Raw genomic sequence first — 13,101 nt, 5'->3', positions numbered from 1 at the left:
GAACCAGGAGTACTGCGATGACCATCACCGACCCGATCATCACCGACGACGGCGATTCCGCCCCGGCGCTGCACCCACTCGCGAGCCTGACGGCAACAGAGTTCGACAGGATCCGCGACACCGTGACCGCGCTCCCCGACTTCACGGAGACGACGCGTTTCGCCTACGTCGGCCTCGAGGAGCCGCACAAGCGCGAGGTCCTCGCGTGGCAGGCCGGCGAGGGCGCTCTGCCTGAGCGGCTCGCTCGCGTGATGCTGCTCGACATGGCCACCGGACGGTCGACGGACAACATCGTTTCCATCGGCGCCGGGACGCTCGTCAGCACGGTCGTCCTCGACGGGTCCCGAGGTCAGCTCCCGATCCTCATCGAGGAGTTCGACGCGATCGCCGACATCGTCGCGGAGGACGAGGGTTGGATCGCCGCTCTCGCCGCCCGGGGTTGCACCGTCGACGAGGTGAAGGTCGTTCCGCTGTCGGCCGGGTACTACGACTTCCCGGAGGAGGTCGGCCGCCGCATCGTGCGGGTGCTCGCCTTCCGACAGGACTATCCGGCGGACCATCCATGGGCCCACCCGGTCGACGGCCTGAGCGCCTACGTCGACACCGCAGCCCGCACCATCACCCGCCTCGTCGACGCGACCGCGTTGGCGATCCCGGCGGAGCCCGGCAACTTCGACGACCCGGCGATCCAGGGCCTGCCGCTGTCGAGCCTCAAGCCCATCGTGATCACCCAGCCGGAGGGACCCAGCTTCCAGGTCGACGGCGAGTTCGTCGAGTGGGGGAACTGGCGATTCCAGGTCGGTTTCGACGTCCGCGAGGGACTCGTGCTCCGCCAGTTGTCCTTCGACGACGCGGGCGAGGAGCGACCGGTCATCTACCGCGCCTCCATCAACGAGATGCTCGTCCCGTACGGCGATCCCTCCCCCGTGCGGTTCTGGCAGAACTACTTCGACACGGGGGAGTACCTGTTCGGCCGGTTCACGAACTCGCTCGCGCTCGGCTGCGACTGCGTCGGTGAGATCAGATACTTCGACGCTGTGCTGGCTGACGAACTCGGCAACCCGTTCACGATCGAGAACGGCATCTGCATGCACGAGGAGGACTTCGGCACCCTGTGGAAGCACTCCGACCTGTACACGGGATCGAACGAGGTCCGTCGCTCGCGACGCCTCGTCATCTCCTTCTTCACCACCGTCGGCAACTACGACTACGGCTTCTACTGGTACCTGTACCTCGACGGCACCATCGAGTGCGAGTCGAAGCTGACGGGCATCCTGTTCACGTCCGCCTACCCTGGCCTCGACGACGGCAACGACTACCCGTATGCCTCGGAGGTCGCTCCCGGCCTCGGTGGTCCGTACCACCAGCACCTGTTCTCGGCACGACTGGACATGATGGTCGACGGCCTGTCGAACGCCGTCGAGGAGGTCGACGCGGTGCGCGTGCCGATCGGCCCTGGCAACGAGCACGGCAATGCATTCACGAAGCAGGTCACGCGCCTGACGTCGGAAGGGGAGTCCGGACGGGTGGCGAACGGCTCGTCGGCGCGGGCGTGGCACATCGTGAACACCGAGAAGACGAACCGTCTCGGTCGCCCCACGGGGTATGTCCTGTACCCGCAGGAGTCGCCGACGCTCATGGCCGACGAGTCGTCATCCATCGCGAAGCGCGCCGAGTTCGCCACGAAGCACCTGTTCGTCACGAAGTACGACCCTGCTGAGCGGTACGCGGCCGGCGACTTCGTGCATCAGAACCCCGGTGGCGACGGCATCACGCGCTTCATCGAGGGTGACGAGTCGATCGACGGCGAGGACATCGTGCTCTGGCACACGTTCGGACCGACCCACTTCCCGCGACCGGAGGACTGGCCGGTCATGCCCGTCGACTACGCACGGTTCACGCTCAAGCCCTACGGCTTCTTCGGCAGGAACCCCACACTGAACGTCCCGCCGAACGAGGCAGTCGCTTGTTCTCACGCGCACGACTCGGGGACCTCAGCGCATGAAGGCCACGCACACGTCGATCACAGTGCCCACGGTCACTAACGTCTGATCATGACCGAAGTCCTCCATCTCGGGGCCCTCCTCCCGGCCGCCCTCGGTGCGTGTTGCACCGTCGGCGGTCGTCGGGGCGTCATCGATCTCGGCTCCGCGATCGTGATGCTGGCGGCGATGCTCGATCTGGCGAGCGGCGCGGGAGTCATCCACCCGTTGCTGTGGGCATGCGCCCTGATGATCCTTGCCGTCGTCTCGGCGGTCCGCCTGCGCGTGGCGAGACCATCCGCACGCCGCCCCGGCGTCGCGTCCGATCCGTTCGCGCTCCGCCACCGCGCTGCGATGGTGGTCCACACCTCCGGCGGCCTCTTGATCATGGCCGCCCTGGTGTGTGCGATGACAGGTCATGCGTCGAACACGGTATATGCCGAGAACGACATACCGGCATCGACGCATCACCTCGGCGGCATCTCTCTCGCGGGAGTCCTGATCGCGGGGGCAATCGCCGGATACCTCGCGTTGAGCGCACGACTGGCGGTCGACGCTGCCCGAGCTCGACGGCGACTCGTCACCGTCGAGCTCGGGAGCATGGCCGCCTCGATCGTCGCCATGGGCCTCGCTGCGGCGATGTGACCCATCGTCGCGCTAGTCGGCGTCGTCGCCCTCCCATGGCGGCCGTGCGACCTTGCCCGACATGCGCCACACGGCGCGCGTCAGCTCCGGATGCACCTGGGCGATCTCGCGCAGCACCTCGTACTCGAGGTGGTCGGCGTTGTCCTTGTGATCCTGGGCGTCCTCCAGCGAGGAGTACCCTGCAAGGCGCGCCATCGCGTGTTGTGCGGCGAGTCCGCGGTCGTGCAGGGCGTCGTCTCGCAGGACAGCGACGACGAGCTCGTCGACGGTCGGCATGGACGGCAGGAAGTCCCACGGGTCCTCACCGTCGCGAGCTCGATGCTCGATGATCGACTGGCGCTCGAGGTGGGCGTCGCGGCGAAGTTTGGGCAGGTCGACGGCTGTCAGATCCATGCACCCTCCTCGCTCCGGCGACGCACGGCCGGGGCGCGCGTTCGGTTATCAAGGGTACGCCCCCGATCCGACATGGGCGTCGTGAAGAGCGGATGGTTGCGCGAGTCCGACTGGTACTGCAGGACCACTCGACTCGTCCGTTCGGCGGATGCAGGTGCCGACCGATCTCCATCGCCCTGCTGATGTGCCGGTGCACCCGGCTTCGTAGCGTGGGGTGGGGCGAACCGCGCCCACTCCGCGACCGAGAGGCCAGCCGCTCCCATGTCATTCCTCACGAGGCTCAGCCTCGCCAACCGACTGATCGTGGGACTCATCACGGCGGCCATCGTCGCCTTCGGCCTCTTCGCCGTCGGCTCGCTCAAACAGGAGTTGCTGCCGTCGGTGCAGCAGCCGGGCGCCGTGGTCGTCGCGACCTACCCAGGGGCTTCTCCGGCTTCCGTCGAACGCGAGGTCACGGAACCTGTCGAGCGGGCGGTGCAGAGCGTCAAGGGAGTCACCGGTGTCACATCCACCTCGGTGAGCGGTTCGACGTCATTGCAGGTGAGTTGGGACTTCGGCCTCGACGACGAGAAGATCGTCGGTGACATCCGCAGTGCCCTCGCAGGACTGAAGAGCACCTTGCCGAACGACTCGACGAGCGAGGTCTACGCGGGGAGCAGCGACGACATCCCGGTGCTGCAGCTCGCTGTCGCCTCGGAGGACGAATCCGGTGAATTCGCGAACAGCGTCGAGTCGGTCGTCGTCCCCGCGCTCCGCGCGATCAACGGTGTGCGTCAGGTGGACCTCGCGGGCGAGAACGCGACCCAGCTCGTCATCACGATGCGACCGACCGACCTCGCGGCCAAGAAGGTCACCGCAGAAGAGGTCATGGCGGCCGTCAAGGCGAGTGGCGCAGTGACCGCAGCGGGAACGAGTGTCGACGCGGGAAAGGAGCTGTCGATCGAGGTCGGTTCGGCCGTCGGCTCGCTGGCTGAGCTGCAGGCTCTTCCCATCCAGCACCAGGACGGGCCGTTCGCGCTCTCCGCGGTCGCCGACGTCGAACTCGTGCCGGCGGCGGAGACCTCCATCGCCCGTGCCGACGGACTCCCGTCGCTGTCGCTCACGATCCTCAAGGATCCCTCGGCGAATGCTGTCCAGCTGGCGCACGCGATCCGCGACGCGCTGCCCGGTCTCGAACGCGAACTCGGGTCGGGAGCGGCGTTCACAGTCGTCTTCGACCAGTCCCCCATGGTCGAGCAATCGATCCACGACCTCTCCGTCGAGGGTGGGCTCGGGCTGCTGTTCGCCATCATCGTCATCCTCGTGTTCCTGCTGTCGATCCGCTCGACGATCATCACCGCCGTGTCCATCCCGCTGTCGCTCCTCATCGCGATGATCGGACTCTGGATCGGCGACTACTCGCTCAACATCTTCACGCTCGCCGCCCTGACCGTGGCCGTCGGCCGGGTGGTCGACGACTCCATCGTCGTGATCGAGAACATCAAACGACGGCACACCGGCAGACCGATGACCACGGCGAGTGTCGTCGAGGCGGTCCGCGAGGTCGCCGGAGCGGTCACCGCTTCGACGATCACGACCGTCGCGGTGTTCCTGCCGGTCGCCTTCGTCGGAGGGACCGTCGGCGAGCTGTTCCGTCCCTTCGCCGTGACCGTCTCGGTCGCGCTCATCGCCTCGCTCATCGTGTCGCTCACCATCGTCCCGGTACTCGCGTACTGGTTCATGCGCAGCTCGAGCGCTACCGCAGATCCAGGCGACGACACCGGGGCGTCGCCGGTCGAGGACGAGTCCGAGGCGTACTCCAAACTGCAGCGCGCGTACCTGCCCGTGCTGCGCACAGCACTCAAGCGTCCGGTCGTGACGCTCCTCGTGGCGGCACTGGTCTTCGCGGGGACGGTCGTCTCGGCGGGCTTCCTGAAGACCGACTACCTCGGCGACATCGGCGGCGAGAACAGCGTGGCGATCACGCAGGAACTGCCGGAGGGGACGAGTCTCGCGGTCACGAGCGACGCGGCCGCAGAGGTCGAAGCTGTGCTCGCGAAGACCGCAGGCGTCTCCGGGTACCTGACCACGGTCGGCGGGGACGGCTCGAGCAACGTGGCGAAGATCAGTGCGACGCTCGGCGAGGAGAGTTCGAAGGAGGGCGTCTCGAAGGCCATCCGCGATGCTGTCGAGAAGCTCGACGACGTGGGTACCGTGACCGTCGGCGACACCGGTGGAGGTCTCGCCACCGGTGGCGGGGGCATGGAGGTCACGCTGCAGGGTGAGGACCCCGCGGCCCTGGCGACCGGCGCAGCAGCTGTGCAGGACATGCTCGCCGACACCGACGGTCTGCGCGACGCGACGAGCGACCTGGCCGACGAGCAGGGCCTGCTCAAGGTGAACGTCGATCGTGATGCAGCGGCGCGATACGGCTTCACGCAGGAGCAGGTCGGTCAGGCCATCGCGGACGCCCTGCGTGGCACGCCGATGGGCTCGGTCATCCTCGAGGGCTCCTCGCGCGACATCATCGTGCGCTCACAGCGCGTCGGGACGACGCCCGCGGAGATCGCCGCGCTCCCGCTGCCGGTCAGCGCGCTGCAGCAGGCGGCGGCGCAGAAGACCGCGACCGACCTCCTGACCGCCCAACAGGATGTGGCGACACAACGCGCGAAGGACGAGGCCGCCTCCCAGGCGTCGACGCAGCGTTCGGAACTGCAGGATGCTCGGAGCACCGCGGCATCCCAGTTGGACGCGCTCCGAGCCCAGCTGAGCGCGCTCCAGGCCGCGCCGGTCGAGGTGCCGCCGGTCACGCCCACGACACCCGAGGAGGAGGCGGCGCGTCAGGCGTACGAGGCGCGGGCTGCACAGCTCGCCGGCCTCAGCGAGGCGATCTCCCAGGTGCAGTCGTCGATCACGGCACTCGACGAACAGCTGACCGCGATGAGTGAGGCCCAGAACGACGCAGCGGCACAGCAGGCTGAAGCCGAACGGTTCGAGCAGGCGCAGAAGGACCTCGCGAACGTCAGCGCCGTGCCGATCCCCGTCAGTACGGTCGCCCAGGTCGTCGAAGAGCAGGCAGCAGCGGCGATCACCCGGATCGACGGCGTGCGCACCATCACGGTGTCCGCGACGACGACCGGCGACGACCTGAGCGCTTCGACCCTGGCAGTCCGGAACGGGCTCAACGACCTGGACCTCCCGAGTGGGGTCACGGCGACGATCGGCGGTGTGGCACAGGACCAGGAGGAGTCCTTCGCGCAGCTCGGACTCGCCATGCTCATCGCGATCGTGCTCGTGTTCATCGTGATGGTGGCGACATTCCGCAGCCTCCTCCAGCCGCTCATCCTGCTCGTGTCGGTGCCGTTCGCGGCGACCGGTGCGATCGCGGCATTACTCATCACCGGGACGCCGCTGGGCATCCCGTCGATGATCGGTCTGCTCATGCTCATCGGCATCGTCGTGACGAACGCCATCGTGCTCATCGACCTGGTGAATTCGTACCGTGCGCGCGGTGACAGCATCGACGACGCGGTCATCCACGGTGCGAGACTGCGTCTGCGGCCGATCATCATGACGGCATGCGCGACGATCTTCGCGCTCGTCCCGATGTCACTCGGCCTCACCGGAGGCGGCGTGTTCATCTCGCAGTCGCTGGCGATCGTCGTCATCGGCGGACTCGTGTCCTCGACGCTCCTGACGCTCATCCTGGTGCCGGTGCTGTACCTGCTGCTGGAGCGCCGGGGCGAGCGACGCCTGGCGAAGCGCGAGCGCAAGCGTGAGGCGAAGGCCGCCGAGCGCGACGCGACGGAGTCCGAGCGCTCCGACGACGGAGCCGAGGACCTCGACGCGATCCTGGCGTCGGAACGCTGAGCACGGCTGCGGGCGGCGGTGACCCCCTCCGCCCGCAGCTGTCACACTGGTGGGCGTGGACCAGCGCTTGATCGATGACCTCCGTTCCGACCTCTCTGCCGCGTCGTACACCGTGGAGCGGGTGCGGGGTCTGTGGGGCGAGACTGCGGATGCCGCTCTGCACCGCTCGAACCGGGTCGTGGCCGTCCGAGAGCTTGATGCACGTGGGCGGACGACGGGCGAGGAACCGATCGCGACGCTCGCGCGCCTCTTCATCCTCGGCCTGCCGTCCGATGCCGAGGCGGCGTCCCTCGCCCTCCCGTCACTCGGGCTCGACGGCGCGGTCGCCCTCGGGCTCGTCACCGTCGCGGCGGACGGCCCCGTCCTCCCCGCTCTCGACCTGCGACCGTATGCCTGGGTCGATGCGAACGGCAGCGGTTCGTGGTGGATCGCCTCCGACCTCGGTGAACTGGCGCTCGGTCACGAGCTCGGAGAACAGCATGTGCTCGGCGTCGGGGGCGCATCGATGACGCTCAGCGGCATCATCCTGCCCGAGCGGATCGGATCGGCCCTCGACCTCGGCACGGGCTGCGGTATCCAGGCGTTGCACCTGTCGCGGATCGCGGACCGTGTCGTCGCGACCGACATCTCCGAGCGCGCGCTCGAACTCGCTGCACTCAACGCGGGGATCAACGGCGTCGACACGATCGAGTTCCGGCTCGGCAGCATGTTCGAGCCGGTGGCCGGCGAGCGTTTCGACCGCATCGTCTCCAACCCGCCCTTCGTGATCACACCGCGACTCGAGGGGGTGCCCAGCTACGAGTACCGCGACGGCGGTCTCGTCGGTGATGCCCTCGTGGAGTCCGTCTTCCGAGACGCCGCAGCGCATCTGACGGAACACGGCATCGCCCAGTTCCTGGGCAATTGGGAGTACCGTTACGGAGCCGACGGCCTCCAGCGCGTCGCGGGCTGGATCGCGGGCAGCGAGGAAGCCGTCGACGCCTGGGTGATCGAGCGTGAGGTGCAGGACCCTGCGGAGTACGCCGAGACCTGGATCCGCGACGGCGGCACCAGGCAGGGCACACCCGATTTCGAGCGTCTGGCCGCCGCCTGGCTCGAGGACTTCGCCACCCGCTCGGTCTCCGGCGTCGGTTTCGGGTACGTGCTGCTCCGTCGGACGGACTCCGTGCAGCCGATGCGACGTCTCGAACGACTCCACGGCCAGGCCGGGTCGAACGCCTCGGGTCTCGGCGCGCACCTGGCGATGTGCCTGGCGGCACACGATTGGCATGCCGCCCTGGACGACGCTGCGCTGCTGCGTGAGCGTGTCACGATCGCCAGTGATGTGACGGAGGAGCGGCACTACTGGCCGGGCGACGAGGATCCCACGGCCATGCAGCTGCGACAGGGTGGCGGGCTCGCACGATCCATCGGGCTCGACACGGGTCTCGCCGGCCTCGTCGGCGCGTGCGACGGGGAGCTCTCCCTCGGCGTGATCATCGACGCGATCGCCCAGCTGGTCGAGGTCGATGCGTCGGGCCTCCGTGCAGAGCTCCTCCCCCGCGTCCGTGACCTCCTCGACGACGCGATCCTCCTCCCTGCGAACTGAGTGACGGATCGCCCCGACGGGTCATCCCGCGAAGCGCCGTCGAGTTACTCGTCGTAGAAGTGCGCCTGGGCGATCAGGATGCCGTCCTCTGCGACGCGGTACACCAGACGGTGTTCGTCGGTGATACACCTCTTCCCGGTCGCAGAGCTGTGCGGCAAAAATAGGGCAGATGCCCGAGGCGAGGAGGGTGCCTCAGGGAGGACGGTGAGGGGTGTCGATCGCGCTGCACCGGCGGCGCGCGATGAGGAGGATCCCATGTTGATCACCAGTGCGACCCGTAGCCCGGTCGTGTCCGTGGAGACGGCGCGCTTCGCCGAGCAGGAGCTGCTGCGTGAGCTCGAACGGCGACGCAGGCACCTGGACCTGCTGTGTGAGCGCGCTGCGGCGGAACCCGGTCCACGCACCGCCCGAGAGCCGCTGGTGCGCCGCCTTCGCCGTGCTGGACGTGCGTTCAGGGAGGCGCTGCGCGGCACGGATCAGGCCGTCGACGCCCATCGGGCGCCAGTCTCGGCGCACCGCTGACGGCGCGCACGCCTCCGCTCGGGATGTCGGTGCTGCATGGGAACATCGAGTCGTGAGCATGCCTGCGACCAGCCCCACGATGATCGGCCGCGAACCCGATCTCAAGGCTCTGCAGGCCGTGTTCGACACGGTCGTCGGAGGCGAGACCCGCGCCATCATCGTGGGAGGCGAAGCCGGGATCGGCAAGACGCGACTGCTCAGCGAGTTCCTCCGTTCAGTGCAGCCCGAATCGCTCGTGCTCACGGGTCAGTGCGTCGACCTCGGAGATGTGGCAGCCCCGTACGCGCCCGTCTCCGGAGTGCTCAAGGCTCTCGTCGCGCAGCGCGGGATCGAAGCGGTGCTCGACGCGGCCGGGCCTGGTCGGGACTCCCTCGGCGCGCTCCTACCATCGCTCTCCGCCGACCTTCCTGAGCACCGGGACGGCGGTGTCGGTCGACTCCACGAGACCGTCGCCGTCCTCCTGGAGTCGAACTCGAGGGAGCAACCGATCGTCGTCGCGATCGAGGACATCCACTGGGCCGACGGTGCGACGCTCAGCCTCCTCGCCTTTCTCATCCGGGTGCTCACCGGTGATCGAGTGATGATCCTGCTCACCTTCCGCAGCGAGGACGTGCCACGCGGCCATCCGGTACGCGGGTTCCTGACCGAGCTCGACCGCACCAGGCGGGTCGCGCGACACACGGTGGAGCGGTTGAGCCGCGGCGACGTACTCCGTCAAGCCGTCGCCATTCGTGGTGCTTCGATCGACGCGCTCGAGATCGACCGCGTGTACGCGCGAAGCGAGGGGGTCCCGTTCTTCGTCGAAGAACTGCTCGGGCTCGACGAGAGTGCCGGAGGCGAAGAGCTTCCGGCGACGCTCCGCGAGCTCCTGCTCGCGCGATACGAACGCCTCCCCGGACGGACGCAGCAGTTGCTCCGAGCGATCTCGGCCGGTGGTGTGTCGGTCGAACACGCCCTCCTGGAAGGGGTGTTCGACGGCCCGGTGGAGGCGCTCGAGCTCGGCGTGAGGGAAGCGATCGAAGCGAACGTGCTCATCGCGGACGCCGACACCTACGCATTCCGTCATGCGCTCGTCCGTGAGGCGATCCACGACGACCTGCTGCCCGGCGAACGGACGCGACTCCACGCGAGGTTCGCGGACGCGCTCGAAGCAACCCCCGGGGCGGAACCGGTGGCGGCCGAGGTGTCGCACCACTGGATGCTGGCGCGCGACTTCGGCCGGGCGTTCCCCGCCACGGTACGGGCGATGGAGCAGGCGCACGCCGCGTTCGCCTACAGTACGGAGGCGCAGCTGGGTGAGCGTCTGCTCGAGCTCTGGGACCACGTTCCCGACGCCCGGGACGTGGTCGGGCGATCGCGCTCAGAACTCATGCGGCGCACTGCGAGTGCGCTGCGGAACGCGGGCTGGACGGATCGCGCCGTCGCCATGGTCGACGAGGTCTTCGCGATCCCTGAGCCTCGCGACGACATCGAACAGGCCAAGCTGCTGCGGGACAAGGCGTTCTACCTTGCCAACCTCGGCCGGCCGGGTTCGGTGGAACTGCTGGACCAGGCACTCGAGCGAGTCCCTCCGGGAACACCCGGAGAGCTGCGCGGAGTACTCCTGACCAGTCTTGGAGCCAGGCACATGATCCTCGGCCGGCTGGAACGAGCGATCGAGTTCACCGACCAGGCCGCCGAGGAGGCGCTCCGTACCGGATCCGCACGGAACGCCTCCGTCGCCGCCAACATCGGTGGAATCGCTCGAATCCACGGCGGTGACCTCGAGGCGGGTCTGGCCATGCTCGCTCGGGCCTCGGAGCTGGCGGATGGCGACGGGAGCGCGACCCTCCGGTATCGGGTCAACGCTTCCGACATGTCCAACCTGCTCGGTCGGTACGAGGAGGCGCTCGCCTCTGCACTCGAAGGGGTCGCGCGTGCGAAGGCCCTGGGTGTCGAGCGCAGTTCGGGGCTGATCCTGTCGTCGAACGCCGTCGATCCGCTCCTCGCGCTCGGACGCTGGACCGAGGCGGAGGAGACGCTGCAGCGCGCCCTGTCGTTGCAGCCACCGCTCGCGTTCTCGACGTATCTGCGCCAGTCGCTCGTGCTGCTCACCGTGTGGCGCGGTGACCCGCAGACCGCTGCATCGCTCTACCGGCGGTGGCGCAAGTCGATGCTCGCACTGGCCGAGCTGGAGGTGCAGACACGGTTCGGTGTCGCCAGGGTCGGGATGCAGGTCGGTCTGGCGGTAGGTGACCTCGCCGAGGCCTGGATGCGCACGGCCGTGTTCAGCGCCGCCGACCATCGTCCGGTGCCCGCCCACGACCTCCCGGCGCTCGCCGACGCCGCACGGGTCCTGGCACGGGTGCGTTCGGCTCACATCGCAGGGACGCTGGCCCCCGACGAGGGTGCGTTCACTGGCCTGGGCCTCCAGCAGCTCCGCGACACGGAGGCCCAGTGGAGACGGCTGCTCGCCCAGGAGCAGTTCTGGCCCACCGCCCCGCTGTGGAGCGCGATGATCGACGCCGAACTCAGCGGCCAGGACGGCACGGGCACCGACGTCGATCGATGGGAGGCTGCCCGTGCGGTCGCGGTCCGGTCGTTCGCGCCAGCGGTGCTCGCGCCCTACACGGTGCTCCGGCTGGCTGAGGCTCGCCTGACCGCAGGCGACCGCTCGGGTGCGCAGGAGGCGCTCAAGACCGCGATCGCTGAGGCCACCGTGCTCGGAGCAGGACTCGTGCTGGACGAGGCACGAGCCATCGCGACCCGGGCCTCCCTCGTGCTCGACGGACGGGCCAGGGAGCGTGGTGCACACGGCTCGGTCGAGTTGACCACGCGGGAGCGTCAGGTCCTGGTGCTCGTTGCAGAGGGCTTGAGCAACCGCAGGATCGGTGAACGGCTCTACATCAGCACGAAGACCGTGAGCGTGCACGTGTCGGCGATCCTCAGGAAGCTCGGTGCCGCGACGCGCACGGAGGCCGCGATGCGTGCACGGGAGGCCGGGCTTCTCCCCGCTCCGGTGGTCGAGACCCTGACGTGACGCCGGGCGACCGGACGACGCCTATGTGGGCCCGTTGCCAGCTGGTCGCGGTAGTCTCCCGTGTTGGATAGACCGACACCGCCGACGAAAGCGACCACCCTCCATGCCGGAGAGCCCACTCTCAGCCAGCCCGTACGAGGTGCTCGGCGTGAGCACGACGGCGTCGCAGGACGAACTGCGCAAGGCGTATCGGCGGTTGATGCGGGAGACCCACCCAGACCTCGGTGGGAGCGCGAGGCAGTTCAATGCGGTGCAGATCGCGTGGGAGCGCGTCGGAACCGTGGCGGACCGCGCCGCATACGATCGCGGACGCAACGTCCCGACTCCCGACTCGGACGACGAGGACGAGCACACCTGGTCGGCATCGTCCACGGGTCGGTCGGGCACGCAGCGCGCGGACTCCCGGCCGAGAGCGCGCGCCTACGGGCATCCGGGCGGCGACTCCCGAGAGGTCTATCTCGGGCTCATCCGCGAGTGGGTCGGTCGGGGCGTCCCGCTCGACGACCCGTACGATCCGAAGCTCGTCCGCTCCGCCCCTCGGGAGATCCGTCACCAGTTGGCCAACGCCCTCGCCGAGGAGCAGACGGCGCGTACCGTCGCGACCCTGGGTATCGGGTACACGGTCTGGCACGACGTCCTGGCGCCGGGTGAGGCGAAGGTCGACCACGTCGTCCTCGGTCCGACCGGGCTCTTCGCGTTGAAGTCCGAGGACTGGGGCGGGCAGGTGGGTGTGCACCGCGGCGAGATCGTCGGTGAGACGCTCGGCCTGCGTGAGGAACCCGTGCGCTCCATCGTCCGCTCGGCCCGCACGGTCGCGAAGGCGGCTCGCGTCAAGTTCACGGCGTACATCATCGTGGTCCCCGACGGTGCCGTGGAGGAGTCGGTCGAGTTCATCGGCCGTCGTCACCCGGTGACGGTGCTCGTCGAGCGCTCCCGCCTCGCAGACCTCTTGCGGACCGGCCTCCCCGGCATCGATCGCATGGGCGGCAACCAACTCTTCGACATCCGTACACGCCTCCAGCAGACCATCCGCTTCGTCGGCGTCTGAGCAACCCCGTTCGCGGTCGGCGCAAGGGTGCGGAGGCATCGGCGACCGAAGCGTA

General features: G+C 68.6%; 8 protein-coding genes. 7 read left to right on the top strand and 1 reads right to left on the bottom strand.

What is annotated here, in order from left to right:
• The first annotated feature begins 17 nt into the window (after positions 1 to 17).
• Positions 18 to 2,045, top strand: a complete 2,028-nt coding sequence (locus ABMA10_RS22075) for a primary-amine oxidase (RefSeq protein ID WP_347868894.1) — start codon at positions 18 to 20, stop codon at positions 2,043 to 2,045.
• A 9-nt stretch (positions 2,046 to 2,054) separates the two neighbouring features.
• Entirely contained in the window at positions 2,055 to 2,627 is a 573-nt protein-coding gene (locus tag ABMA10_RS22070) for a hypothetical protein (protein ID WP_347868895.1), read from the top strand.
• Between the two features lie 12 nt (positions 2,628 to 2,639).
• Here the strand turns inward: ABMA10_RS22070 and ABMA10_RS22065 are convergent, their stop codons facing one another.
• Positions 2,640 to 3,020, bottom strand: a complete 381-nt coding sequence (locus ABMA10_RS22065; protein WP_347868896.1) for a hypothetical protein — start codon at positions 3,018 to 3,020, stop codon at positions 2,640 to 2,642.
• 261 nt (positions 3,021 to 3,281) lie between these two features.
• Between ABMA10_RS22065 and ABMA10_RS22060 the strand changes: the two genes are divergently transcribed.
• From ABMA10_RS22060 to ABMA10_RS22040, 5 genes are all read left to right on the top strand, one after another.
• A complete protein-coding gene (locus tag ABMA10_RS22060) occupies positions 3,282 to 6,869 on the top strand; it encodes an efflux RND transporter permease subunit (RefSeq protein WP_347868897.1) in 3,588 nt (1,195 codons plus the stop codon).
• A 55-nt stretch (positions 6,870 to 6,924) separates the two neighbouring features.
• Positions 6,925 to 8,457 carry a DUF7059 domain-containing protein gene (locus ABMA10_RS22055; RefSeq protein WP_347868898.1) on the top strand — a complete coding sequence of 511 codons (1,533 nt, stop codon included), beginning with the start codon at positions 6,925 to 6,927 and terminating at the stop codon, positions 8,455 to 8,457.
• Positions 8,458 to 8,712: 255 nt separating this feature from the next.
• Positions 8,713 to 8,979 (top strand): hypothetical protein, encoded by a 267-nt coding sequence (locus tag ABMA10_RS22050; RefSeq protein ID WP_347868899.1) that lies wholly within the window; start codon positions 8,713 to 8,715, stop codon positions 8,977 to 8,979.
• 58 nt (positions 8,980 to 9,037) lie between these two features.
• Positions 9,038 to 11,998: a helix-turn-helix transcriptional regulator gene (locus tag ABMA10_RS22045; RefSeq protein ID WP_347868900.1), complete on the top strand. Its 2,961-nt coding sequence runs from the start codon at positions 9,038 to 9,040 to the stop codon at positions 11,996 to 11,998.
• A gap of 103 nt (positions 11,999 to 12,101) precedes the next feature.
• The gene (locus ABMA10_RS22040) at positions 12,102 to 13,046 is read left to right on the top strand and encodes a J domain-containing protein (protein ID WP_347868901.1); all 945 of its coding nucleotides are present in this window, start codon (positions 12,102 to 12,104) and stop codon (positions 13,044 to 13,046) included.
• The last annotated feature ends 55 nt before the right edge of the window (positions 13,047 to 13,101 follow it).

It is taken from the genome of Plantibacter sp. RU18 (assembly GCF_050613355.1).
Classification (GTDB): domain Bacteria; phylum Actinomycetota; class Actinomycetes; order Actinomycetales; family Microbacteriaceae; genus Plantibacter.
This window is presented reverse-complemented; position numbering and strand designations above follow the sequence as displayed.